Genomic DNA, 24,645 nt, shown 5'->3' with positions numbered 1-24,645 from the left:
GGCGCGGGAACCGCGCGTTGCGGAAGACGCCGACCGGCACCCGAGCGCCCCGGCCGCCCCTCCCGGACCGCCGCACGGCGCCGCGCCCCGCCGACCCTTCGTTCGGTCGTCCGTTAACTCCGCGCCTTCACGTAGTGCCGCGCCGCCTTCGCCCGGTTCCCGCAGACCGCCATCCGGCACCACCGCCGGCGCCCGTTCTGCGAGGCGTCGAAGAAATGCAGAATGCACGCCTCGTGTGCGCACTGCTTCACTCGGTGAGCACCCTGCCCGAGCAGCGCGAGGAAGTCGTCCGCCGCCAGCCAGGGCGCCAGCCACTCCGGCCCGTCCGCCTCGACCCGGTCCGCCGCCCCGCCCGGTCCGGCCGTCCGCCGGATCCGTCCGTGCGCCAGCACCGCGTCCAGCCCGTCCCGCGCCGCCGCGCCCAACTCGCCCTGCTCACGCGCGTCCTGGGCCGCCAGCTCGATCGCCTCGCGGGCCTGTCGGATCGCCGCCAGCCCCGCCTCGTCGGCCGTGCAGCGCCCGCTCAGCCCGTTGCTGGACAGCCAGATCCCGTACTGTTCGACGCCGGTGAGCGCGTCGTTGACGGGCGTTCCGGCCCAGCGGGTGTTGAGCAGATCGAGCGCCAGCGGCTCGCCGATCAGCGGTCGGTGGTCCCTCGGGTCCGGCATCACGTCAGTCATCGCTCTCCCTCGGCTCCGTTCGATTCTACGACCGCGCCCCGCGCCGTGAATTGGTATGGACCGTGTCCGGAATTCCGGCCATTCACTGTATGGAATCACCGGATTTACGGCGCTCCACAGTTGACTGTTTTTTAGCAACGAATTGCTTGGACATGGGACATCTCGAGCAGTTGTTCTGTCATGTTCTAGCCAGCGTTCACGACCCCGGAACGCCTGGCCCCTTGCCGGCCCCCACAGCCGGCCAGAGGAGGATCCGTTGCGCCCCCGCACCCTCGCACTCGCCGCGGCGATAGCCGTGCTGCCGCTGACCGCCGTCTCGCTCGGCGTCTCCGCCGCACAGGCCGCACCCGTCCCGCACGCCACCCCGCGCGTCGCCCTGCCGAACACCGTGAACCCGGCGGTGGCCCACTCGGAGAAGAAGGGCGACGTCCCCGCCGAGCAGCAGATCTCGGTGGCCGTCAGCCTCAAGCTGCGCAACTCCGACGCCCTGGACCGCTTCCTCACCGCGGTCGCCACGCCCGGCGCGCCGGAGTTCGGCAAGTACCTGACGCCGGAACAGTTCACCGCGCGGTTCGGCCCGACCCAGCAGGACGTCGACCAGGTCAAGGCGTACCTGACCGCGCAGGGCCTGACCGTCGCCGACGTGAGCGCCAACCGCCAGGTGGTCACCGCCCACGGCACCACCGCGCAGATCTCGCAGGCCTTCGGCACCCACGAGAGCTCCTACCTGGACCCGCAGCTGCAGCGCGCGTTCTTCGCCAACGACGCCGCCGCCTCGATCCCCGCCGACCTGGCCTCCGTGGTCCAGGGCGTGAGCGGCCTGGACAACCACGCGGTGCGCAAGACCCACCTGGCCAAGCCGAACGCGGTCACCCCGAACGCCGCCACCGCCACCCCGAGCGGCATGAGCCCGGCCCAGTACGACGGCGCCTACAACCTGAACAAGACCGGCGCCGACGGCACCGGCACGACGGTCGCCCTCTGGGAGTTCGACGGCTACCAGTCGTCCAACCTGACCACCTACGACTCGCAGTTCGGCCTGACCGGCCCGGCCGTCACCACCGTCTCGGTGGACGGCGCCAACTACGACTCCGCCCCCGGCCAGGGCCAGGGCGAGGTCGAGCTGGACAGCGAGATCGTCCGCGGCGCGGCCCCCAAGGCCACCCAGCTGGTCTACGAGGCCCCGAACAACGACCAGGGCGAGATCGACATGGCCAACAAGATCGTGGCCGACAACAAGGCCTCGGTCATCTCGATCTCCTGGGGCTCCTGCGAGCCGGACACCACCGCCGCCTCGATGACGGCCGTCGACAACGCCTTCAAGCAGGCCGCCGCCCAGGGCATCTCGATCTTCTCCGCCTCCGGCGACGACGGCTCGCGCGACTGCACCCGCTCCACCAGCGGCTCGACCGTCAAGGCCGTCGACTTCCCGGCGTCCAGCCCGCACCAGACCGGTGTCGGCGGCACCAACCTCAAGGTCGGCAGCAGCAACACCTACTCCTCGGAGAGCGCCTGGAGCACCGCCGGCGGCGGCGTCTCCACCGTGTTCAGCAAGCCGAGCTGGCAGACCGGCACCGGCGTCAGCGGCACCATGCGCACCGTCCCGGACGTCGCCTCCAACGCCGACCCGGCCAGCGGCTTCTCGATCTACACGGCCGGTGGCTGGCAGGTCTACGGCGGCACCAGCGCGGCCGCGCCGCTGTGGTCCGGCTACGCCGCCCAGTTCAACCAGAAGGCCAAGGCCGCCGGTCAGTCCGCCCTCGGCGAGGCGAGCCCGAAGCTGTACTCGGTCGCGAACAGCAGCAGCTACGGCAGCACCTTCCACGACGTGACCACCGGCGCCAACCAGGACTTCTCCGCCAAGGCCGGCTACGACCAGGTCACCGGCTGGGGCTCCCCGGTCGCCGACGCCCTGACCACCGCCCTGCTCGGCAGCAGCGGCACCACCCCGCCGCCCACCGGCGGCTGCACCGCCGCCCAGCTGATCGGCAACGGCGGCTTCGAGACCGGCACCGCCGCCCCGTGGACCACCTCCTCGGGCGTCGTCGACAACAGCAGCTCGCAGCCGGCGCACTCGGGCAGCTGGAAGGCCTGGCTGGACGGCTACGGCAGCACCCACACCGACACCCTGTCGCAGACCGTCTCGGTCCCGACCGGCTGCGCCTCCGCGACCCTCACCTTCTGGCTGCACATCGACACCGCGGAGACCGGCAGCACCGCGTACGACACGCTGACCCTGCAGGCCAACGGCACCAAGCTGAAGACCTGGTCCAACGTGAACGCGGCCTCCGGTTACGTGCAGCAGACCGTGGACCTGACCTCCTTCGCCGGCCAGACCGTGACCCTCAAGTTCACCGGCACCGAGGACGGCTCCAACCAGACCAGCTTCGTGATCGACGACGTCGCGCTGAACGTCAAGTGATCACCGGCTGACGGCACTGGGTAACCGCAGGTAGCACCACCCAGACCCCCGCCGGGGCGGCGCCACAGGGCCCGCCCCGGCGGTGTCCGTTTCCGCCCGCTCCCCCGCCCCCCGGCTCGCGTTCCGGCCGTGTTTCCGGACTGTTTCAAGATCGCTAACCCTCCGGTCCACCTGCCGTGACCACTGTCATACGCACGACTGATGACGTAGCCTCTCGACCGTGCATAGGGTTCCCCAAAGCTCGGTGAAGCCGCTGACGGCGCACCCCGGCGTCGGCCCGGTGCCACCGAACTCACCTGGTGGGGAGGGTCACCGCATGGCCGCACAGCAACCTCAGGACGCCGCGCGGCTGCGGCTGGTCGGATCGCGTACGGAGCGTCCCGATCCACCCGTGCCCGCGCCGTCCCCCGTCCCGGCCCAGACGGCCCCCGCGCCGTCCGCCGGTCGCCCCGCCCCGGCCGGCGGCTTCGCGGACGCCCTGCACCTGGCCATCGAGGCCAGCGGGCTCAGCCTGGACCGGATCCGCGCCGCCCTGGCCAAACGTGGCGTCAGGGTCAGCGTCACGACGCTGAGTTACTGGCGCCGCGGTCGCAGTCAGCCCGAGCGGGCCAGCTCGCTGCGCGCCGTCCACCTGCTGGAGGAGCTGCTCGGCCTGCCGCACAGCGCGCTCTCCTCGCTGCTCGGCCCGCCGCGCCCGCGCGGCCGCTGGGCCGCCGCCGCCAGCACCCTGCACCTCGGACTGGAGGACGTCTGGCCGGGCGAGCAGGAGATCGCCGCCATCTTCGCCGAGCTGGACGCCCCGCCGGCCGGCGAGCTGGAGCGGCTCAGCATCCACGACTCGTACTACGTGGACGCCCAGCGGCGCGGCAACCTGCTGCGGATGCGCCAGGTGGTGCGCGCCACGGTCGGCGGCGTCGGCCGCTGCATGGTCGTGCACAAGGCCGACGAGGAGGCCACCGGCTGCCCGGAGATCACCTCGGTGCGGCACGGCCGGCTCGGCCGGGTCCGCCGCCGCCCGGAGTCCGGGCTGACCGTCGCCGAGCTGATGCTGGACCGCCCGCTCGGGCTCGGCGACAGCACGGTCTTCGAGTACGAGGTGGAGATCCCGCCGGGCGGCCCGACCCTGGAGTACAGCCGCCGCTTCGCCACCCAGGTGCGCGAGTACGTGCTCCAGGTGCACTTCGACCCGGCGGCCGTCCCGGCGCACTGCGAGCGCTACGACCGCGAGCCGGGCGCCGACGTCGACCACCGCCGCGAGCAGCTGTGGATCGGTGCCTCGGCGAGCGCCCACGTCCTCTCGCCCGACCAGCAGCCGGGCCACATCGGCATCCGCTGGGAGTGGGCCTGATCCTTCGCCGCCGAGCCCCGCCGGACCATCCGGCGGGGCTTTCGCGTTCCCACACCCAAAACCTAACCACTTCATGCCTGAGTACTGGTTGACGGTGCATCACCTAACCCCTAACCTCATGAACACCGGTTAGGCAGGAGCCTCGCCGGAAGCCCCAGCCCCGGGAGTGACCAGGCATGTCCAGCACCACCCTGCTCCGCACCCTGAAGACCGGCCACGTGGGCCTGAACGTCACCGACCTGAACCGCTCGATCGACTTCTACCGCGCCGTCCTCGGCCTCCAGCTCGCCCACGAGGGCACCGACCCCGAGCGCCGCTACGCCATGCTCGGCCGGGACGGCCGCCTGGTGGTCACGCTCTGGCAGCAGAGCACCGGCGCCTTCTCCACCGCCACCCCCGGCCTGCACCACCTCTCCTTCGAGGTGGAGAGCCTCGACGAGGTCCGCGCCACCGAGAACCTGCTGCGCGAGCTGGGCGCCGAGTTCGCCTACGACGGCGTCGTCCCGCACGGCGAGGGCTCCGCCTCCGGCGGCATCTTCTTCAGCGACCCGGACGGCATCCGACTGGAGATCTACACCCGCACCGGGGTGGACGAGACCACCGCCGACGCCCCCACCACCGGCGCCCCGACCTGCGGCTTCTTCTAAACCACGCCTCTCACCCATCCCGAGCCGGCGCACCTGGTGAACCACGGGGGAGCACACCATGACGACCATCAGCACGCCCTACCACTCCGGTGAGCGGACCGCCCAGGCCCGCGCCGGGGTGACCGACCGGGCCGACCACGCCGGCCGGTCGATCCGCAGCACCGTCCCGGCGGTGGCCGCCCGCTTCCTGACCGAGCGGCGGATGCTGGTGGTCGGTGCCGCCGACCCGGACGGCCGGGTCTGGGCCACCCAGCTGTCCGGCCCGGCCGGTTTCCTGCAGGCCGCGGACGAGCGCACCATGACGGTCGCCGCCCGCCCGGCCGAGGCCGATCCGCTGGCCGAGGCACTGGCCCGGCCCGCGCAGGTCGGCACCATCGCCCTGGACCCGGCCGGCCGCCGCCGGATGCGGCTCAACGGCCGCTCGGCGCCGGACGGCCGGGGCGGGCTGCTGGTCCACGCCGAGGAGGTGGTGTCCAACTGCCCGAAGTACATCCAGCGCCGCACCCCGCTGGACCGCCCGGGCGCGGGCCTGCCCCGCACCGTCGCCGCCGGCCCGGCCCTGTCCACCGCGCAGCGGCTCGCCGTGAACACCTCGGACACCTTCTTCATCGCGACCGCAGGCCCGGACGGCCGGGTGGACGCCTCGCACCGCGGCGGCTTCCCCGGCTTCCTGGAGGCGGTGGCGCCGGACCGGGTGCGCTGGCCCGAGTACCGCGGCAACGCGATGTTCATGACGCTCGGGAACCTGGAGCTGGACCCGCGGGCCGGCCTGCTGCTGCCCGACTGGGAGACCGGCGGGGCGCTGCTGATCACCGGCGAGGCCCGCACCGACTGGTCCGAGGAGGCCCGGGAGGCCGCCCCGGGCGCCGAGCGGATGGTCGAACTGACCGTCACCGGCGTCCGCGAACTCGCCGACGCCACCCCGCTGACCTGGACCGATCCGGAGTACTCGCCCGCCAACCCGCGCTGATCACCCCTCAGGTCCCTACGATCTCCTGCCGTTCCCGCCCACCAGCGCCACGCCCGGAAGCCCTGGGGGTACCTCCCGGCCGAAGGCTGGGGGAGGGTCCTCACCCGTCCGGCGCAATCCGCCGCGCCACACCCCGCCCGCTTTGGGACTTTGGTCCCGATAACACGCGGAACCGGCCCGGGAAGGGCCCCTCCTGTCACTCCGTCAGGCGCCGACCGGGAAGACCGCAGGCTTGGCGCGGCAGCGAGGCCGACGGCATCCCCGGCCCGGACACCTGGCGCGCCCTCTTCTCCTGACCGGCCGAGGGCCCCTGCCCGGGGCCGCGCCTCAGCGCTTGCCGGACATCCAGTGGAACAGCCCCATCGCCACACTGGTCGCCAGGTTGAAACTGGACACCCCCGGCTGCATCGGCACCGCCACCAGCCGATCGGCCCGCGCCTTCAGCTCCGCCGACACCCCGTGCCGCTCGGTGCCGAAAGCGAGCAGCGCATCGTCCGGGAACGGCAGCTCCCGGATGTCCGTCCCCTCCGGATCCAGCACGTACAGCGGCCCCTCCGGCAGTTCCGGCAACGTCACCCGCTCCACAGCGGTGGCGAAGTGCAGCCCCGCACTGCCCCGCAGCACCGTCGGGTGCCACGGATCGAGCTCCCCCGTGGTCACCACCCCGGTCGCCCCGAACCCGGCCGCCAACCGGATCACCGCCCCGACGTTGCCCAGATTGCGCGGATTCTCCAGCACCACCACCGGCGCCCGCCGCGGCCGCCGCCCCAACGCCGCCCGGTTCGCCGCCACGGACGGCCGCACCGCCAACGCGATCACCCCGGTCGGATGCAACCGCGGCGCCAACCCCCGCAACCGCTCCTCCGGCAGCTCCACCGCCAACCGGTCCAACGCCGCCACCACATCCGGCGCCAGCTCCCCCGCCAACGCCAGCAACGCCCCCCGATCCGCCGTCAGCACCCGCCGGACCTCACCCCCGAACCGCAGCGCGTGCTTCAACGGATGGAACCCGTCCAGCAGCACCGCCCCCGGCTCCCGCTCGGCCACCCGCCACGCCCGCACCACCTCGTCATCCATGCCGCCCACTCTGCCACTCACGCCCCCCACCCCCTCCGAGCGGGCGTGCCCACACCAACCCCCCTACCGCCCCTCCGAACTCCCCCGCAGGGCCCGCTCCAGGTCCCGCAAGGCGACCCCCACCAACCGCGTCCCCGCCCGCACGACATCCCGCTGCACTCCCGCCGCCCCCTTCGCCAGCTGCTCCTCCAACCGCTCCTGCGCCGCCCGCACCGCCCCGAACTCCACCGGCCGCCCGGTCAGCAGCGCCCCCGCCGCGAGCGCCGTGGCCAGCTGGAGCTCCTCCGCGTACTCCGCCGCCCCCGGCACCGGATCGGCGTCGGCGGCCGGCAGGTGCGCCTCCAGCAGCACGGCCGCCCGGCCGAGGTGCCCGACGGCGGCCCGGGCCCGGTCGATCTGGCGCCGGGTGACCCCGGCCAGCCCGGACTCGTGCCGCCCCGGCTCGGCGTCGGCCCGCTGCATGGCCTGGATGAGCTCGGACCGCGCCTCCCGCGAGTCCAGCAGCGCCGACCGCACGACCCGCCCGCGCGGCCTCGCCGGCTGCTCGTAACAGGCGACCACCGCCGCCGCGTACCGCCCGGCCGCCGCCAGCCACTCGGCGAGCCGCTCCCCGAGCCGGGCGGTCTGCCAGGTGGGGAACAGCGCGTACGTCAGCAGCGCCAGCGACCCGCCGAGCAAAGTCATCCCCACCCGTTCGAAGGCCGTCTCCAGCGGGTTCCCCGCCTGCAGCCCGAGCAGGAACACCACGTACGTCGAGATCCCGACGGTCGTCAGCGCGTACCCGGTCCGGAACGCCAGGTACGCCCCGCCGATGCACAGCACGGCCAGCGCGGCGAGCACCCACTGGCCGGGGTGGGTGAGCTGCACCACCAACGTCGAGACCGCGACCCCGACCACCGTCCCGGCCAGCCGGGCGACGCCCCGGCTGTAGGTCTGGGCGAAGTCCGGCCGCATCACCATCGCGGCGGTCATCGGCGCCCAGTACCCGTGGTGGAACCCGGCCAGCCGGGCCACCAGGTAGGCGACGGTGACCACCCCGGACAGCCGGACGGCGTGCTGGAAGATCGCCGAGCGCGGCTGCAGCTGCCGTCGTACGGCCCGCAGCGCGACCGGCAGCATCCGGGAGATCGACGGCTTGTGCAGTGCCCCGCCGGCCCCGACCACGGGCGTGGTGATGGTGTCCTCGTCGCTGCGGTCCAGCGTGTCCGCGGCCTTGCGCAGCAGCCCGCCCAGCCGTCGGGCGGAGCGCCGGGCCGCGCCCTGGAGCCGCGCGCCCTCCTCCGGCCGGACCAGGGTGAGCGTGGCGCCGAGCGGTGGGGGTACCCCCGGCCGGAGGCTGGGGGAGAGCCGTACCGGGTCGCCGGTGCGGACCGCCCGGGCGAGGGCGTCCATCACCTCGGCGGCCGCTGCCAGCACCTCGCGCGCCCGGTCGCGCTCCGGCCCCTCCGCCGGGGCGCCCACCTTGGGGTCGGCGAGCGCGGCGAGGGTGGGGCGGATGCGTTCGGCGATGCCGCGCAGACCGCGCAGTTCGGGCGGCCGGTGGCGGTCCTGCCAGGGGGTCACGGCGGAGGCCTGTCGGGCGGTCATGAAGGGCTCCGGGTCCACGTGCGCGGTCGGATCCTGCCGCAACCGGCGGGCGTAGTCGGCGAGTTCGGCGTAGGTGTCGGCGAGGGCGTCCCGCTGGGCGGTCCAACTGCCGATCGGCCACAAGGTGATGACGGCGGCCTGGACGACCCCGCCGAACGAGGCGACCAGCCCGTGGCCGAGCGCGGTGGTCACGCTGACCGGGAGTTGGACCACGATCAGCATCACCGAGAGGGTGTTGGCGGTGACCACCCCGGCGGTAGGCCCGATCGCCCAGGCGAGCCCGGCCCCGAACGCCCACAGCGCGAGCAGCACCGGGAACAGCCCGTACACCCCGACGGCCAGGTAGCCGAGGAAGGAGCTGACCCCGAGCCCGACCCCGGCCGCGACGGCCAGGCTGGCGCGGGGCCGGAAGCTGCGCTGGAAGGTGGCCGCGCCGGCGATGAAGGCGCCCATCGCGGCCGAGGTGGCGAGTGCGACCCCGCCGAGGGCGAGCGTGGGGAAGAGCACCAGCGCCACGGCGAGCGCGCCGCGCAGCGCCCGCTTGGGGTCGGTCAGCGCCCGGTCCAGGGTGAGTCCGGTCCGCGCGGTGTCACGAAGAGCGGCGAACCAGGACATACCGCCATCCTAGGCCGCTGACCTGCTGACCCTTCGCCACAGCCGCCCGAGCCGTGCCGCCGCCCACAGCAACGCACCGGTCGGCAGGAACACCGCGTCCGCCGCGACCATCGCGAGCGAGAAAACCGGCAGCCCGAGCACCACCGCGATCCCCAGGTGCTCGGCCATCATCACCACCAGCAGCACGTTCTTGACCCGCCGGTTCATCAGCGTGAACGGGAAGGCGACCTGCAGGACCACCGTGCCGTACGAGATCAGGAAGACCGGCAGCAGCGCCGAGCCGACCAGCCCGGACAGGCCCGGCCAGGGGGTGAAGTAGTCCAGGTGCAGCGGGTAGTACAGCGCCGTGCCGTCCTGCCAGCGCGAGCCCTGCACCTTGTACCAGCCGGCCGTGGCGTAGACCAGCACCACCTCGGCGGCGATCACCAGCATCGCGCAGTTGTGCACCATGTTCGCCAGCGCGTCGAGCACCGCCCGCGGCTCGCCCGCCGGCCGCAGCCGGCCGAGCGCCCACCAGAGGCCGGCCACCGCCCAGAGCCCCCAGAACAGCGGCGCCCAGCCGAGGTACGGGAAGGCCGGGGAGGTCCAGGTCAGGCTGTCGCCGGAGAAGTCACCGGCCTGACAGACCGCCAGCGCCGCGCCGAGCAGCGCCCAGAGCACCACCCCGCCGCGCCCCGGCCCGGACCGCCGGGCGTCCAGTGACCAGACCTCGGCGCAGCGGGTGAAGACCAGGTAGATCGCCATCAGGTGGACGACGTTGTCCCCGCCGTCGCCGAGGAGGACGTCGCGGTTCTGCAGCGACAGCACGGTGACCAGGAACAGCACCGTGCTCGCCCTGGTCCGCCAGCCCAGCAGCACCGCCAGGGCGGCCAGCACGGCCAGGTGGTAGACCAGCTCGAACCAGAGCCGCCCGCCGAACCAGGGCAGCACGGTGAACGCCCCGTCATCGGCGAGCAGCCGCCCGGCGAGCTCCATCGACCAGGGCGCGCGGTCGCCGTACAGCACCCGCCGGTTGGGCCACTCCCGCAGCAGGTAGGCGAGCCAGACCAGCCCGAAGCCGATCCGCACCACCGCGGCCTGGTGCCGTCCGAGCACCCGCCCGCTGAACGCCTCCATCGCCCGCCCGAAGACCGCCACCGGCCCGCGCGCCGGCCCCGGCGCAGGCGGCACCACCGGATCAGGCGGCACCACCGGGTCAGGCGGCACCACCGGCGCGGGCGACGCCACCGGCGCGGGCGACGCCACAGCACCCGGCGGCTGCCCGCCCTGCCGCGGCACGCCTCCGAGCTCGACCGCCCCGGCCGGCTCCGCCGACGCCCCGTTCACCCCAACCCCCGGTAGTCCTCGTCCCCGACCGGCCACCACGGCAGCTCCCGCACCTTGGGCGCCGGCGGCCCGGCCTCACCGCTCCAGGACGGCGGCGACACGGTGGCCGAGGTCACCCGGAACTCGATCTCCAGGACGCGCTCGCCGTCCACCTCCCGGCCGATCCGCTGCAGCGCGATCCGCTTGAGGTACTGCTCGGCGAGCCTGCCGCGCGGATTGGTCGGCTTCTCGTCCTGCGGGTCGTGCGAGCCGTCGTAGAAGTCCCAGGCTCGGCGCAGCAGGTTCTGGTCGACGTGGCTGGGCGCCGGGTTGCCCCGGATCGCGGCGAGGTCCCGGGCGGTCAGCCCGATCCAGCCGTGGGTCCGGGTGGCGCCGCCGTCCGCGACGGTGCGCACCCGGGCGTCCAGGCTGATGTTCTGCTGCAGCGGATTGGGGGCGAACAGCTTCCAGTTCTGCTCGAACTCCGGGTACACCACCCCGTCCACCTCGTCCCGGTACTGCCGGGACAGCACGTTGTCGGGCGCGACGTGCAGGAACACCGCGGCGAGGAACAGCCCGGTGCCGCTGACCAGCGCCGCGGCGGCCAGGCCGAGGACGAGCTGCGCGGGCCCGGACCAGACGCGTCCGGGCGCGGCCCGGTCCGTGGTCTCCGTCATGGCCTCCCCCGCCCGATCGGCGCGCCGCCGGCCGGCACCGGCGCGTCGCGGCGCCCATCCTGCCCTACCCGCCCCCGGGCGGGCGCGGCGAGGCGCCGGGCGAGGCCCTATCCCCTCACGAGCCGCTACAGGACGAAGGCGGCCTGACCGCTGCTGCTGACCATCGGACGGCCCGCGCCCTCCCAGGCGTACATCCCGCCGTCCACGTTCACCGCGTCCCGGCCCTGCTGCACCAGGTACTGGACGACCTGCGCGGAACGGCCGCCGACCCGGCAGAGCACGTACAGCTTCTCGTCCGGCAGCTCGCCGATCCGGGCGATCACCTCGCCGATCGGGATGTGCAGCGCGCCGTCCACGTGGCCGGCGTCCCACTCGTCCTGCTCGCGCACGTCCAGCAGGGCGGCGTCGGCCGGTACGGAGGCGGCGTCGGTGGTGGGGATCTGCGCGAACATCGTGTGGCTCTCCTGGGGTCGGGTCGGGTCGGTGCCATTGTCGCCCACCGGGCCGGGGCCCGGGGCCCGATCACCGAGCAGCCGCTCCAGCTCGGCCTGCTGGGCGGCGGCCTTGGCGAGCAGCTCCTCGGCGAGCTGCTCCAGCAACCGGTCCGGGTCCTGCGGGGCGAGGGCGAGCAGCTGGCCCATCGGGGTCCGCTCCAGCCGGACCTGCTCGGTGGCGGTCTCGGCGATCTTGGCGGTCAGCCAGTCCAGCCGGCGGCGCAGCCAGCCCAGCCGGTCGGGGGAGTCGACGGCGGGCGCGGCCTCCGGCGCGGTGGACCACTCGGCGGCCAGGCTCTCCAGCGCGGCGGTGTCCCCGTACGCGTAGGCCTCGTTGACCCGGACCAGGAAGTCCGCCCGGCGCTGCTGCTCGGCCCCGTCGGTGGTCAGGTCCGGGTGGGCGCGGCGGACCAGCTCGCGGTAGATCCGCTGGGCCTCCTTCCCGGGCCGCACCCGGGCCGGTGCGGCGGGCGGCGGCGGGACGGCCTCGTCCGCGCCCTCACCGGACTTCTCCCGCACCGAGTCGAACAGCGCGTCCAGGTCGGGCAGCTCCTCGACCCGCTGCCGCGCCTCGGCGGCCCGGCGCAGGTCCTCGGGGTCACCGGTCCGCGCCGCGACGGCCTCGGCGACCAGCGCCTCCAGCTCGTCCAGCCGGGCGTAGAGCGGGCCGAGCAGCTGGTGGTGGATCAGCGCGAAGTTGTCGATCTCGACCCGCAGGGTCTGCACGTCCACGTCCATGCTGAGCCAGGCGAGCTCGGCCGCGGCCACCCGCTCCTCCAGCTCCTGCTGCTCCGGGTCCGTCCAGCGGACGGGGCTCTGCGCGCTCACGGTCTCGCCTCTGTCTCGTCCGGCCTGCTGGGTCCTGCGGGGCCGCCGAACGGGCGGCCCGGCCTGCCACCCTACCGCCGCATTCCAAGGCCCCGTCCGGGTGAAGCTGGAGTACGAACCGGCGCGCGACGCGCGACACGCAACCGATCCTGATGAATCTCCCCGTTTCGGTGTCGTGCCCGGCCCGGTCCGTGCTTCGCTGGTATCCGCACAGCGTGCCTTCCTCCGGAGAGAGGGCCGCCCCCAGGCGCGGCGGCCAGGCGGGAGCAGACCGAATCCATGGTGGCCGAGTCCAACTCCACACCGCTTCCGGCGGGCGCCGGGACCGCGCCGGGCGACCATCCGACCGGAGTGGCCGCCCTCGTCCGGCTCGCCCTGATCCTGGTCGACCGGACCGGTCGGATCGCCCAGTGGAGCCGGGCCGCCGAGGAGCTGTTCGGGCACCGCGCCGAGGCCGCCACCGACCGCCCCGCCTCGGGCCTGCTGCCCGCCCTGGAGTCCCGGCTGCTCGGCCGCTGCGCCGTACGCCGTCGCTGTGACGCCCTCGACACCCTGGCCGGGCTGACCGCCACCGGCCTTCCCTGGGCCGGCCGGCTGACCGTGACCGACCGCGAGGAGCACCAGCGCGACGTGCTCTGGTGGGCCTACCCGCTGCCCGGCCCGTCCGGCGGGCTGCTCGCCCTCGCCGCCGACGCCCGCCCGCTGCGCACCGGCGGGCCGCGGCTCGCGCTCGGCGAGCGCCTGCTGCCGTTCGCCCCCGCACCCTCCGCCCGGGGCGGCTTCCACGGGCTGACCGCCGCGCTCACCCCGCCCGCCGCCGAACTGCCCGAGCCGCTGGCCCGGCTGCTGCCCGCCGCCCACCGGGCGGCGCTGGGGGAGGCGGCGGCCCTGGGCGGGCTGCCCGCGCTGCGGCTGGACGCGGCCACCGTGCTGCCGGTGCTGCCCTCCGATCCGCAGGTCGGCACCGCCCACGCGGCCGCCGGCCTGGGCCGCCGCTACCCGACGCCCCAGCAGCGCGCCGCCCGGCTCGGTCCGCCGCCGCAGCCCGACCAGTCCGCACCCGGCCGCCGTCCCCCGAGCCCGCTGCCGGTCCAACGCGAACCGGCCCAACGAGAGCCCGCCCAGCGCGAACCACGCGACCCGGTCCAACACCAGTCCGCCCAGGGCAGCCCCGCCGTCCGCCCCACCGCCGTCCTCGGCGGACCGGTCGGCGCCCCGCCCGTCCAGTCCCCCACCGGAGGAGGAGCCACCATCGAGCAGCAGGCCGCCGCCGTCGGGCCGTCCGCCCACGGCCTCCCGCCGCGCCGCGCCGACCAGGCCCCGCCCGGCGCCATCCCCGCCCCCGCCGCTGCCGAGGGGCCGCCGAGCATCCGGCTGAGCCCGTTCCTCACCAACGGGCAGGCCGGCGAGCAGCTGGCCCTGCTGAACGAGGTGGGCGGCAAGGTCGGCACCACCCTGGACCTCGGCTTCACCGCCCACGAGCTGTGCCAGGTGCTGGTCCCCCGGGTCGCCGACTTCGCCTGCGTGGACCTCGTGGACGGCCTGATCTCGGACTCCGAGCTGCCGGTCGCCCGTCCGGACGACGACACGATGCTGCGCCGGGTCGCCCTGGTCTTCAACGAGACCGGCGGCGCCTGGGACCACGTGCTCGCCGAGGGCTCGCTGGTCAGCATGCCGCGCCGGACCCCGCCCGGCATGGCCCTGCAGCTGAACCAGCCGGTGCTGGTCCCGGTGGTCAGCGCGGACGTCGCGGTCGACTACGCCATCGCCCTCGGCGGCGCCCGGCTGGTCCCGGTGGTCTCCGGCCGCTCGATGCTGGTGGTCCCGCTGTCCGCCCGGGGCACCGTGCTGGGCATCCTCAAGCTGCTCCGGCTGCCGGACCGCGCCCCCTTCGACGAGAGCGACGCCGCCACCCTCAAGGAGCTCGCGGTCCGGGCGGCGCTGTCGCTGGACAACGCCCGGCTGCACCGCGCCGAGGCCCGGGTCGCCACCACCCTGCAGCGCTCGATGATCCCGACCCGCCCGCCGCAGATCCCCGGCGTGCAGATCGCCCACCGCTACCTGCCCGGCGATCCGAAGGCCGAGGTCGGCGGCGACTGGTTCGACGCGATCCAGCTGCCCGGCAGCCGGGTCGCCCTGGTGGTCGGCGACGTGATGGGCCACGGCATCCACTCGGCCGCCGCGATGGGCCGCTTCCGCACCGCGATGCAGACCCTCGCCGCCCTCGACCTGCCGCCCGGCCAGCTGCTGCGGCACCTGGACAACCTCGCCCAGAAGCTCGGCGACGACCACCTGGCCACCTGCCTGTACGCGGTCTACGACCCGATCAACCGGACCTGCGAGCTGGCCAGCGCCGGCCACGTCCCGCCCGTCCTGGTGCACCCGGACGGCACCGGCGAGCTGCTGGAGATCCCGGCCGGCGCGCCGATCGGCGTCGGCGGGGTGCCGTTCGTCGCCAAGACCATCGACGTCTCGGACGGCTCGATGCTGGTGCTGTGCACCGACGGACTGGTCGAGGTCCGGGGCGGGGACATAGGAGCCGGCCTGGCGGCGCTGTGCGGCAACCTGATCGACCCGCAGCAGAGCCCCGAGCAGGCCTGCGACGAGGTGCTGCGCCGCCTGCACTCGGACGACCGCAAGGACGACGTCGCCCTGCTGGTGGCCCGCTTCGACGGGGTCGCCCCGTCCGAGGTGGCCACCTGGGACCTCACCGTGGACCACCTCGAGGTCCGGCGGGCCCGTTCGCTGGTTCGCGAGCAGCTGGCCGCCTGGCACCTGGAGGCGCTCAGCGACACCACCGAACTGCTGGTCAGCGAACTGGTCACGAACGCCGTACGGGTCGCCCGGGACCGGGTGCAGCTCCAGCTGATCCGGGTGGACAAGCTGCTGGTCGAGGTCAGCGACGACAACCACAACCTGCCCTCGCTGGAGCCGGCCGAGCAACTCGGCGAGACCGGCCGCGGCCTCACCCTGGTCACCAAGCTCGCCGAACGCTGGGGCACCGCCCGCAAGGCGGTGGGCAAGGTCGTCTGGTTCGAGCTGCCCCTCCCGCACGCGTGACGGCCGCGTACGGGCAACGCCCGGTACGCGGCCGACACGCCAGATGGAGCGACCCTCAGGGGATGACGGCCCCCGCCGGACGGCGCCGGGCCTCCGCCGCGACCTCCAGGGAGGCGGTCGTGGCCACCGAGGTGGCGGCGCCGACCCCGGCCAGCACCCGCGGCCAGAAGTCCCCGAAGACCTCGACCGAGACGGCGAACAGCAGCGCGGTGATCACCGCGACCACGTGCTCCAGCCCGGCCAGGTTCGGCAGCCACACGGCCTCGCCGACCATCAGCGCCACCACCATGGCGGCGGTGAACCACGCCCGGGTGCGGAACGCGATGCAGATCGCCAGCGCCACCACCGCGGCCGACGGCCCGGTGTCCCGCACGTAGGCGACCCACTTCGGGAAGCCGAACACGTGGCCCGGCCCGATCGCCACGCCGACCCGGGCGAACAGCGTGCCCGCCAGGGTGCACGCGTACGCGACCACCAGGGTCATCCGCCGGCCGAGCACGACCTCGGCGACCGCGAAGACCACGAACACCTGGGCCAGCGCCCCCCAGACCGGCAGGTCCAGGGCCGGCACGTAAAGCGACAGCGGCGTCCGCAGCAGCGAGACGTCGAGCGGCAGCGAAGCCCGCACCACCCCGATGTGGTTGACGAAGCGCTCGCCGCCCGGCAGGTGCTGGACGATGCTGAACAGCAGGATCAGAAACGTCGCCACCGTGGCCAGCGGGAACGCGGCGAACCTCTTCCGCACCACCGCGCCCCGGACCGTCAGGTACAACGTTCCCCACTCGGCGACAGCGGCCGTTCCGGCTAGCGCCAGCGGCCCCTTTCGCACGCCCCCCGCGTGGGTCCTGTGAATCACAACCGTTTCTCCCGAATCCCCGAACTTGTCAGCTACCCCAACATTAGAAGCCAGTTAACAAATCCACATCGGCATGGATGGGGATCGAGGTCATCCTCAGGAGGGAGACGAATCCCCCCTCTGGACCCCCCTTATGACCGATGGCCCTATGTCCCCTACGGCTGGTGGTCCTGAGTACACCCCCGGGCGTCGGCCCCCCTCCGCCCCCCGGCGGAGGGCTACCCCTTCCCGTCCCGCGCCGCCACCGGCACCCTGGGCGCCACCACGGCGGCCCGCGCGTGCCGACGGCGGAACAGGGCGGGCAGGCTCGGCGCGACGATGAAACCCTCGGCGCGCGCGCTCGCGATGCCGATCCGCGGAATCTCGCTGCTCTTCTCGAACAGCAGGTAACGCGGTTCCCAGATCGGCCGGTACTTGGCGTTCGCGCGGTACAGCGACTCGATCTGCCACCAGCGCGAGAAGAACCCGAGGACGGAGCGCCAGAGCCGCAGCACCGGCCCGGCGCCGAGCCGCGAACCGCGCTCGAAGACCGAACGGAACATCGCGAAGTTCAGCGAGACCCGCTTCAGCCCCACCTCGTCGGCGCGCTGCAGCAGCTCGATCACCATGAACTCCACCAGGCCGTTGTCGGTGTCCCGGGCCCGGCGCATCAGGTCCAGCGAGAGCCCGTCCGGGCCCCACGGGACGAAGCTCAGCAGCGCCGCGAGCTCGCCGTCCGCGTTGTGGCACTCCAGCATCACGCAGCGGCCGTCACCCGGGTCGCCGAGCCGGCCCAGCGCCATCGAGAAGCCGCGCTCGGTCGCCCCGTCGCGCCACTCGTCGGCCTTGGCCACCAGCCGCGCCATCTCCGCCTCGGAGATGTCCTCGTGGCGGCGGACCCGCACCGTGTACCCGGCCCGCTTGACCCGGTTGTACGCCTGCCGGACCACCCGCATCGCGCGGCCCTCCAGCGAGAACTCGTCCAGCTCGACGATCGCCTCGTCGCCCAGCTCCAGCGCGTCCAGCCCGTGCCGGGCGTAGATCACCCCGGCCTCCTCGGAGGCGCCCATCACGGCCGGCGCCCAGGCGTGCTCCCGCGCCTCGGACAGCCAGGCCTCGATCGCGCCCGGCCAGGCCTCCGGGTCGCCGATCGGGTCGCCCGAGGCGAGCGAGACCCCGCCGACCACCCGGTAGGTCACCGCCGCCTTGCCGCTGGGGGAGAAGATCACCGCCTTGTCCCGGCGCAGCGCGAAGTAGCCCAGCGAGTCCCGCTCGCCCTGCCGCTCCAGCAGGCCGCGCAGCTTCGCCTCGTCCTCCGGGGTGAGCAGCTCCTTGCCGCGCGGGCTGCGGAAGGCCACGTACAGCACCAGCAGGAACAGCACCGCGCCCATCGCGTTGATCGCGGCGTTCACCCAGGTCGGGGCGGCGATCACCGAGCGCAGGTGCTCGGAGGGGGTGATGGTGACCATCCGGCCGACCGAGTAGCGGAAGAGGTCCCACCAGTCGGCGCCGTTCAGCTCGTTGGTCAGCCAGACCAGCAGCGCGCCGACCGAGCCGCCGAACAGCAGCCCGCCGACGAAGGTGGCCGCCGCGGTCTTCGGGTTGGAGGGGTCGCCCTTGGACGTGAACTCCTTGCGCCCGATCAGCAGCGCCAGCACGAACAGGCAGGTCAGGATGGTGGAGATGTAGTTGAGCGGGTGCTTGTTGAAGCGCTCGCCGGGCAGCACCATGGCCGCCAGGTACAGCAGGGCGAACACACTGCTGAGCGCCGCGTTGAAGATCCACGCGGCGCGCTTGCGCCGCCGCATCGCGACGGCGAGGAAGACCGACAGCACCGCGGCCGCCAGGCCGGAGGTCATCAGGTACGGGGTGAAGTACTCACCCTCGTTGTGCTCGCTGACCTGGTTCCCCCACGGCACCAGCAGCACCGTCGCCAGGTTCAGCAGCGCCAGCAGCCTGAGGTACCAGACGGAGGCGGCGGCGGCCCTCGGGCGCCAGCGGTCGAGCGGTCCGGCGGGCCGGGGCCCGGCGGAGGTGGCGGACGGCTCCGACTTCACAGTGGACGACACAGCTCAATTCCAAACGATCAGATGGTGGGGCGCATCCGCACACGGCCCGGCGCCGGGCGCCCGCACGGGCCCGACGGACTGACCGGCCGCCTCCGCCCACCGGCCGCCCGCATCGAGCGGCGGGCCGGAAAGGACAGCCAACTCCATGGTTCCGCACCATTCCTGAGAATTACGTGAACCGGGTAGCGGATTCCCACCCCCGCCGAACGGCGGGGTTCGTACCCGTCATTGGTTCGGCGCCCCGCCCCGCCTACCCCTACCCTCAAAAGCGACCCCCGCGGACCGACCGAACCCGGCCGCCCGAACCGAGGAGGCACCATCACCACCACCCACGTGCTGATCGTCGACGACGAGATCCTGGTCCGCTCGGGCCTCGGCCTGATCGTCGGCTCCGCCCCCGACCTGGAGGTGGTCGGCGACTGCTCCGGCGGGCAGGCCGAGGAGCACGTCCGGCGCCTGCGCCCGCACGTGGTGCTGCTCGACATCCGGATGCCCGACCTCGACGGCATCTCGGTGCTGCGCCGCCTGCGCGCCCTGCCCGACCCGCCCGCCGTCGCGATGCTCACCACCTTCGACACCGACGAGTACATCGGCACCGCGCTGCGGGCCGGCGCGGCCGGCTTCCTGCTCAAGGACACCGCCCCCGAGCAGCTGGTGCACGCGGTCCGGGTGCTCGCCGCGGGCGGCAACATCCTCTCCCCGACCGTCACCCGCACCGTGATCGGCGGCTACGTGGACGGCGGCGGCCCGGACGCCGAGGCCACCTCGCTGGCCCGCACCCTGACCGGCCGGGAGCTCGACGTGCTCGCCCTGCTCGGCGAGGGCCTGTCCAACGCCGAGATCGCCGACCGGCTCTTCCTCGGCACCGGCACGGTCAAGGACCACATCAGCGCGATCCTCGGCAAGCTCGGCGCCGCCAACCGGGTGCAGGCCGCCGTGCTCGCCCACCGGGCCGGTCTGGTCCGGCCCAAGCCCGGCGACGGGGCATGACGACCGTCGACCAGCTGCCGTCCAGACGGCTGCCCGCCTGGTGCACCGCGCCCTGGCTGATGCTGCTGCTGCCCGTCCTGTACTCCCTGCTGGACTCGGCGCTGGTGGCCCGGGACGCCGCCTGGTGGCAGATCGCGCTCTCCACGCTGGCCGCCGTCGCGCTGTTCTGGCGCCGCCGCTTCCCGGTGACGGTGCTGCTGCTCACCATGCCCGGCACCTGGGTCGAGCAGATCTGGCTGGCCCCGATCACCGCCGTCTACACGATCGCCACCGACCGCCCCGGCCCCCGGGTGCTGATCCCCTGCGCGACCCTGTTCACCCTGGTCACCTTCTTCCACTGGCCGCTGCCGACCCCGGTCATCGACCTCAGCCGGAACACCGCCCTGGACGCCATCCAGGCCGTGATGCTGGCCGCCGGCCCGGCCGCCACCGGCCGGCTCTCCCGCACCCGGCGGGAGCTGGCCGCCCGCCTGGACGAGCTGACCCGCGGCCAGGAGCGGGAGAGCCGGCTGCTCGCCGAGCGGGTGCTGATCAGCGAGCGCGGCCGGCTGGCCCGGGAGATGCACGACGTGGTCTCGCACCAGGTCAGCCTGATCAGCATCCAGGCCGGCGCGCTCCAGGTGAGCACCGCCGACCCGGCCGCCGCGGGCGTCGCCCGCACCATCCGCGAACTGTCCGTACGGACCCTGGACGAGCTGCGCCAGATGGTCGGGGTGCTGCGCGGCACCACCAACGGCCCGCTCCCGGACGCCCCGCTCGCCCCGCAGCCCCGGCTGGCCGACCTGCCCCGGCTGATCGAGCAGAGCGGGCTGACCGCCGACACCGAACTGAACCCCGGTGACCGCCCGTGGCCGGAGGCGGTCGAGCGGGCCGCCTACCGCACCATCCAGGAGGCGCTCACCAACATCACCAAGTACGCGCCGGAGGCGGTGGTGCACGTGAAGGTCCGGGCGAAGGGCCGCAGGCTGCGGGTCGAGGTCCGCAACGAGGCGCCGCGGGTCCACCCGGCCGAGATCCTGCCGGGCGGCGGCCACGGCCTGGTCGGCCTGCGCGAGCGCGCCCAGCTGCTGGGCGGCACCCTCACCGCGGGCCCCACCCAGGACGGCGGCTTCGAGGTCCGCGCCGAGCTCCCCGCCACCCGCTCCTGACCCCACCGTCCCGGCGGCCGCGCCCCGGCCGCCGGCTCCGGACGACGAGACGGCTCGGACGACAAGGAAGGCCGGACAACGAGAAAGCCCCGCAGATCCGAAGATCTGCGGGGCTTCGCTGTGCGCGAGGGGGGAGTTGAACCCCCACGCCCTTTCGGGCACTGGAACCTGAATCCAGCGCGTCTGCCTATTCCGCCACCCGCGCATGGGTGTTGTCTTCTTTGCCGTCCGATCCTCGGAACCGCCCGGTACCATGTGGCCCTTCGCGCTTCCTCGGTCCGGCTTCCCTTCCGGGCGGCCCTTCCGACGTGGAAAACAGTAGCACGACCTGGGGGGCTGCTCCGAATCGGTTTCCCGGGGAGACCAACCGCATCCGAACGGGTGCACGACGAACGGGCGAGCGAACGGCGGTGGGCGGCTCCGATGGACACACCTGGCGTGCCGCCCCCGAAATGCGTCACCCTGTGTGTCCGAGCCCACCCCCGGTCACCACGCGGTCCGGGAACCGTACGGAAGGGCCCGGCGTGGATACGATCAGTACGGAAGTACCGCAAGTAGGCACGACCGACTCTCCGGAGGACAGTCCCCCGGAGGGAGCCGGTCCACGGGCAGGCGAACGAACCCTGGAAGGGGGTGCCCCATGGGGATGCTGAAGAAGTTCGAGCAGCGGCTGGAGGGTCTCGTCAACGGCACCTTCGCCAAGGTGTTCAAGTCCGAGGTCCAGCCCGTCGAGATCGCCGGCGCTCTGCAGCGCGAGTGCGACAACAACGCGAGCATCTGGAACCGCGACCGCACCGTCGTGCCGAACGACTTCATCGTCGAGCTCAGCCCGCACGACCACGAGCGGCTCAGCCCCTACTCGGGACAGCTCGGAACCGAGCTCGCCGGCATGGTCCGCGAGTACGCCGAGGCCCAGCGGTACACCTTCATGGGCCCGCTCCAGGTGAACCTGGAGAAGGCCGACGACCTGGACACCGGCCTGTACCGGGTGCGCAGCCGCACCCTCGCCGCCGAGGAGCCCCAGCAGTACGCCGCGCCGCCGCAGCCCGGCTACGACCGCCAGCCGGCCGCGCCGGCCCCCGGCGCGCCGTGGCAGCAGGGCGGCGCCGAGCAGTACAACGCGCCCCCGCCGCCGCCCGCACCTCCCGCGATGCCCCCGGGCCCTCCGGCCGGCGGCAACGTCCGCAACTTCCCCGGGGCCGGCCACGGCGCCTCGGTCCGCCGCTGGATCGAGGTGAACGGCGCCCGCCACCAGATCACCGGCGCGGCCTGCGTGCTCGGGCGCTCGACCGAGGCGGACGTGCGGATCGACGACCCGGGGGTCTCGCGCAAGCACGCCGAGATCCGCCCCGGCACCCCTTCGATGGTCCTCGACCTGGGGTCCACCAACGGCATCGTGGTGGACGGGCAGCACACCCAGCGCGCTACGCTCCGCGACGGCTCCCGAATCGTCGTGGGCTCCACCACCATCGTCTACCGGCAGGTCGAAGGGTAGTGTCCGAGTTGTTCGCGCGCCTCGCTCACCGACTGGCGGGACGGTCATGTCAGAACTGACCCTCACGGTCATGCGACTGGGCTTCCTGGCCGTGCTGTGGCTGTTCGTCATCGTCGCGATCCAGGTGATCCGCAGCGACCTGTTCGGCACCAAGGTGAACCCCCGCACCTCCCGCCGCGGCGCCGCCACGGCGTCCGGCGGCGGCGCGGCGACCACCACGGCGCCCGGACGTCCCGCCGCCCCGGCCCCCGGCAACGCCGGCGCGGGCCAGACCCAGGGCGGCGGCCGCCGCCGCGGCGCCCCGACCCAGCTCGTCGTGGTGCAGGGCTCGCTGGCCGGGACCACGGTCGCGCTGCAGGGCCAGACCATCACGCTGGGCCGCGCGCACGACTCCACCATCGTGCTGGACGACGACTACGCGTCCTCCCGGCATGCCAGGATCTATCCGGATCAGACTGGGCAGTGGACGGTCGAGGATCTAGGCTCCACCAACGGCACCTATCTGGACCGGCAGCGCCTGACCGCGCCCACCCCGCTCCAGCCGGGCATGCCGATCCGTATCGGCAGGACCGTCATCGAACTGCGGAAGTAGTAGCGCATGAGGGACAGCATCCCGTCCATGACCCAGAGGGGGGCACAGGTCGCATGACCCTGGTGCTGCGCTTCGCCGCCGGCTCCCACAAGGGACTGATCCGGGAGGGGAACGAGGACTCCGGCTACGCCGGGCCGCGGCTGCTGGCCGTGGCCGACGGCATGGGCGGCGCCGCGGCCGGCGAGGTCGCGTCCTCCGAGGTGCTCGGCTCGATCGTCCGACTGGACGAGGACGTGCCGGGCGCCGACCTGCTGACCCTGCTGGGCGACGCCGTCCAGGGCGCCAACGACCGGCTCCGGCAGATGGTCGAGGAGGACCCGCAGCTGGAGGGCATGGGCTGCACCCTGACCGCCATGCTGTGGACCGGCCAGCGGATGGGCCTGGTGCACGTCGGCGACTCCCGCGCCTACCTGCTGCGCGACGGCTCGCTGGTGCAGATCACCCAGGACCACACCTGGGTGCAGCGCCTGGTCGACGAGGGCCGGATCACGCCCGAGGAGGCCGAGACCCACCCCCAGCGCTCGCTGCTGATGCGGGCCCTGGACGGCCGCGGTCAGGTCGAACCGGACCTGTCGATCCGCGAGGTCCGGGCCGGCGACCGCTACCTGCTCTGCTCCGACGGCCTCTCCGGCCCGGTCAGCCACCAGACCCTGCAGGACACCCTCGGCAGCTACTACTCGCCCGAGCAGACCGTGCAGGAGCTGATCCAGCTCGCGCTGCGCGGCGGCGGTCCGGACAACATCACCTGCATCGTGGCGGACGTCATCGACGTCGGCGCCACGGACACCATGAGCGGCCAGTTCAACGACGTCCCGGTGGTGGTCGGCGCGGTCGCCGACACCCCGCCGTCCTCGACCGCCGCCGACCACTCGATCGCGGACACCCCGGCCGGCCGCGCCGCCGGCCTGGGCCGCGGCCCGCAGGGCGCCTTCGGCCCGGCCGAGGGCTACGAGGGCTACGGCGCCGCCCAGGGCGGCTTCGGTCCCGCCGAGGGCTACCAGGGCGAGGAGGGCTACGGCTACCCCGTCGAGCCCTCGGTGTACGGCACCGAGGAGTTCGACGAGGAGCAGCCCCCCAAGCGCAAGCGCCGCGGCCTGACCGTCTCGCTGGCCGTCCTGGTCACGCTCGGCCTGCTCGGCGGCGCCGGGTACTTCGGCTACCAGTGGACGCAGGGCCAGTACTACATCGGCGAGGACGGCGACCACGTCGCGATCTACCAGGGCATCAACCAGAACCTGGCCGGTCTGAGCCTCTCCTCGGTGCACGAGTCGCACAGCGACGCGCCGCTGAAGTGGCTGCCGCAGGACCAGCGCGCCCAGGTGAGCAAGACCATCTCGGTCGGCAGCCTGAACGACGCCGAGAAGACGATGAACGACCTCGTGGGCTGGGCCAAGCTGTGCCAGCGGGTCGCCGGCGCGGCCCCGCAGGGCACCCAGCCGACCCCGGCCACCAAGAGCTCGTTCGTGACCGCCACGCCGGCCACCCCGGGAGAGCGGGAGAAGCGCAACCCGACCGCGACCGCGCCGAGCGCCACGCCGACCCCGAGCGCCCCGGCCACGCCCGCCCCGACGCAGAACGCCACCCCTCCGGTGGCCGCCGCCCCGAGCGAGCAGGCCCAGCCGCCCCAGCAGCAGCTGAGCGACGACGACCGCGCCCGGGCCGAATCCTGCCCGAAGCCGTGACCTCCGTGATCCGACATAGGTCCGCCCGGCGCGGGCCCGCCGGCCGTCAGGGAGCGGTCACCACGTGAGCAGCTACAACCTGAGCGGCGACACCGGCCGCGCCGGCGGCCGGCGCCGGGCGGCG

The 24,645-nt window shown here is 73.8% G+C and carries 18 protein-coding genes and 1 tRNA gene; 10 read left to right on the top strand and 9 right to left on the bottom strand.

All coding sequences use genetic code 11. The annotated features are described in order from the left end of the window. Positions 1-113: 113 nt before the first annotated feature. The gene (locus ACWCYO_RS00795; protein ID WP_270145621.1) at positions 114-680 is read right to left on the bottom strand and encodes a CGNR zinc finger domain-containing protein; all 567 of its coding nucleotides are present in this window, start codon (positions 678-680) and stop codon (positions 114-116) included. A gap of 256 nt (positions 681-936) precedes the next feature. On the opposite strand from ACWCYO_RS00795, the gene ACWCYO_RS00790 reads away from it, so the two are divergent. The 4 genes from ACWCYO_RS00790 to ACWCYO_RS00775 all read left to right on the top strand — a co-directional run bounded on the left by ACWCYO_RS00790 (position 937) and on the right by ACWCYO_RS00775 (position 6,067). Then, positions 937-3,102, top strand: a complete 2,166-nt coding sequence (locus tag ACWCYO_RS00790; RefSeq protein ID WP_449782921.1) for a protease pro-enzyme activation domain-containing protein — start codon at positions 937-939, stop codon at positions 3,100-3,102. Between the two features lie 316 nt (positions 3,103-3,418). Further along, positions 3,419-4,450 (top strand): XRE family transcriptional regulator, encoded by a 1,032-nt coding sequence (locus ACWCYO_RS00785; RefSeq protein ID WP_449782920.1) that lies wholly within the window; start codon positions 3,419-3,421, stop codon positions 4,448-4,450. A gap of 176 nt (positions 4,451-4,626) precedes the next feature. Then, positions 4,627-5,097, top strand: coding sequence for a VOC family protein (locus ACWCYO_RS00780; RefSeq protein ID WP_449782919.1), 471 nt, complete (start codon positions 4,627-4,629; stop codon positions 5,095-5,097). A gap of 58 nt (positions 5,098-5,155) precedes the next feature. Continuing rightward, positions 5,156-6,067, top strand: coding sequence for a pyridoxamine 5'-phosphate oxidase family protein (locus tag ACWCYO_RS00775; RefSeq protein ID WP_449782918.1), 912 nt, complete (start codon positions 5,156-5,158; stop codon positions 6,065-6,067). Between the two features lie 327 nt (positions 6,068-6,394). Here the strand turns inward: ACWCYO_RS00775 and ACWCYO_RS00770 are convergent, their stop codons facing one another. From ACWCYO_RS00770 to ACWCYO_RS00750, 5 genes are all read right to left on the bottom strand, one after another. Further along, entirely contained in the window at positions 6,395-7,144 is a 750-nt protein-coding gene (locus tag ACWCYO_RS00770; protein WP_270145630.1) for a TrmH family RNA methyltransferase, read from the bottom strand. A 63-nt stretch (positions 7,145-7,207) separates the two neighbouring features. Further along, positions 7,208-9,346: an FUSC family protein gene (locus ACWCYO_RS00765; RefSeq protein WP_449782917.1), complete on the bottom strand. Its 2,139-nt coding sequence runs from the start codon at positions 9,344-9,346 to the stop codon at positions 7,208-7,210. Between the two features lie 9 nt (positions 9,347-9,355). Beyond that, positions 9,356-10,516 (bottom strand): HTTM domain-containing protein, encoded by a 1,161-nt coding sequence (locus ACWCYO_RS00760; RefSeq protein WP_405000677.1) that lies wholly within the window; start codon positions 10,514-10,516, stop codon positions 9,356-9,358. Between the two features lie 152 nt (positions 10,517-10,668). Next, on the bottom strand, positions 10,669-11,328 hold the full coding sequence (locus tag ACWCYO_RS00755; protein ID WP_270145633.1) for a DUF5819 family protein: 660 nt from the start codon (positions 11,326-11,328) through the stop codon (positions 10,669-10,671). Between the two features lie 125 nt (positions 11,329-11,453). Further along, on the bottom strand, positions 11,454-12,650 hold the full coding sequence (locus ACWCYO_RS00750) for a rhodanese-like domain-containing protein (RefSeq protein WP_449782916.1): 1,197 nt from the start codon (positions 12,648-12,650) through the stop codon (positions 11,454-11,456). A 279-nt stretch (positions 12,651-12,929) separates the two neighbouring features. On the opposite strand from ACWCYO_RS00750, the gene ACWCYO_RS00745 reads away from it, so the two are divergent. Further along, positions 12,930-15,710, top strand: a complete 2,781-nt coding sequence (locus tag ACWCYO_RS00745; RefSeq protein ID WP_270145636.1) for a SpoIIE family protein phosphatase — start codon at positions 12,930-12,932, stop codon at positions 15,708-15,710. A gap of 55 nt (positions 15,711-15,765) precedes the next feature. Here the strand turns inward: ACWCYO_RS00745 and ACWCYO_RS00740 are convergent, their stop codons facing one another. Further along, positions 15,766-16,458, bottom strand: a complete 693-nt coding sequence (locus ACWCYO_RS00740; protein ID WP_270145638.1) for a hypothetical protein — start codon at positions 16,456-16,458, stop codon at positions 15,766-15,768. Between the two features lie 326 nt (positions 16,459-16,784). Then, the gene (locus tag ACWCYO_RS00735) at positions 16,785-18,614 is read right to left on the bottom strand and encodes a phosphatidylglycerol lysyltransferase domain-containing protein (protein WP_270145640.1); all 1,830 of its coding nucleotides are present in this window, start codon (positions 18,612-18,614) and stop codon (positions 16,785-16,787) included. A gap of 336 nt (positions 18,615-18,950) precedes the next feature. Here ACWCYO_RS00735 and ACWCYO_RS00730 point away from each other — a divergent pair, with 336 nt between their 5' ends. Both ACWCYO_RS00730 and ACWCYO_RS00725 read left to right on the top strand, forming a co-directional pair. Continuing rightward, positions 18,951-19,604, top strand: coding sequence for a response regulator (locus ACWCYO_RS00730; protein WP_270151107.1), 654 nt, complete (start codon positions 18,951-18,953; stop codon positions 19,602-19,604). After that, positions 19,601-20,752 (top strand): sensor histidine kinase, encoded by a 1,152-nt coding sequence (locus ACWCYO_RS00725; protein ID WP_270145642.1) that lies wholly within the window; start codon positions 19,601-19,603, stop codon positions 20,750-20,752. Before ACWCYO_RS00730 ends, ACWCYO_RS00725 begins: the two co-directional genes overlap by 4 nt. A gap of 121 nt (positions 20,753-20,873) precedes the next feature. Here the strand turns inward: ACWCYO_RS00725 and ACWCYO_RS00720 are convergent. Then, positions 20,874-20,957: transfer RNA gene (locus ACWCYO_RS00720), tRNA-Leu, on the bottom strand. A 435-nt stretch (positions 20,958-21,392) separates the two neighbouring features. Here ACWCYO_RS00720 and ACWCYO_RS00715 point away from each other — a divergent pair. Genes ACWCYO_RS00715 through ACWCYO_RS00705 form a run of 3 tightly spaced genes read left to right on the top strand, consistent with a single transcriptional unit; the run spans position 21,393 to position 24,521 of the window. Beyond that, on the top strand, positions 21,393-22,247 hold the full coding sequence (locus ACWCYO_RS00715) for an FhaA domain-containing protein (RefSeq protein ID WP_270145644.1): 855 nt from the start codon (positions 21,393-21,395) through the stop codon (positions 22,245-22,247). 46 nt (positions 22,248-22,293) lie between these two features. Further along, entirely contained in the window at positions 22,294-22,839 is a 546-nt protein-coding gene (locus tag ACWCYO_RS00710) for an FHA domain-containing protein FhaB/FipA (protein WP_270145646.1), read from the top strand. Between the two features lie 53 nt (positions 22,840-22,892). After that, positions 22,893-24,521, top strand: a complete 1,629-nt coding sequence (locus ACWCYO_RS00705) for a protein phosphatase 2C domain-containing protein (protein WP_449782915.1) — start codon at positions 22,893-22,895, stop codon at positions 24,519-24,521. The last annotated feature ends 124 nt before the right edge of the window (positions 24,522-24,645 follow it).

The organism is Kitasatospora sp. NPDC001683, from assembly GCF_053596495.1.
This window is presented reverse-complemented; position numbering and strand designations above follow the sequence as displayed.

What these genes read in the sequence shown, in the direction of transcription:
- ACWCYO_RS00795 (WP_270145621.1), bottom strand. Translation starts at nt 680, where the DNA reads ATGACTGACGTGATGCCGGACCCGAGGGACCACCGACCGCTGATCGGC.
- ACWCYO_RS00785 (WP_449782920.1), top strand. Translation starts at nt 3,419, where the DNA reads ATGGCCGCACAGCAACCTCAGGACGCCGCGCGGCTGCGGCTGGTCGGA.
- ACWCYO_RS00780 (WP_449782919.1), top strand. Translation starts at nt 4,627, where the DNA reads ATGTCCAGCACCACCCTGCTCCGCACCCTGAAGACCGGCCACGTGGGC.
- ACWCYO_RS00775 (WP_449782918.1), top strand. Translation starts at nt 5,156, where the DNA reads ATGACGACCATCAGCACGCCCTACCACTCCGGTGAGCGGACCGCCCAG.
- ACWCYO_RS00770 (WP_270145630.1), bottom strand. Translation starts at nt 7,144, where the DNA reads ATGGATGACGAGGTGGTGCGGGCGTGGCGGGTGGCCGAGCGGGAGCCG.
- ACWCYO_RS00765 (WP_449782917.1), bottom strand. Translation starts at nt 9,346, where the DNA reads ATGTCCTGGTTCGCCGCTCTTCGTGACACCGCGCGGACCGGACTCACC.
- ACWCYO_RS00755 (WP_270145633.1), bottom strand. Translation starts at nt 11,328, where the DNA reads ATGACGGAGACCACGGACCGGGCCGCGCCCGGACGCGTCTGGTCCGGG.
- ACWCYO_RS00745 (WP_270145636.1), top strand. Translation starts at nt 12,930, where the DNA reads ATGGTGGCCGAGTCCAACTCCACACCGCTTCCGGCGGGCGCCGGGACC.
- ACWCYO_RS00725 (WP_270145642.1), top strand. Translation starts at nt 19,601, where the DNA reads ATGACGACCGTCGACCAGCTGCCGTCCAGACGGCTGCCCGCCTGGTGC.
- ACWCYO_RS00715 (WP_270145644.1), top strand. Translation starts at nt 21,393, where the DNA reads ATGGGGATGCTGAAGAAGTTCGAGCAGCGGCTGGAGGGTCTCGTCAAC.
- ACWCYO_RS00710 (WP_270145646.1), top strand. Translation starts at nt 22,294, where the DNA reads ATGTCAGAACTGACCCTCACGGTCATGCGACTGGGCTTCCTGGCCGTG.
- ACWCYO_RS00705 (WP_449782915.1), top strand. Translation starts at nt 22,893, where the DNA reads ATGACCCTGGTGCTGCGCTTCGCCGCCGGCTCCCACAAGGGACTGATC.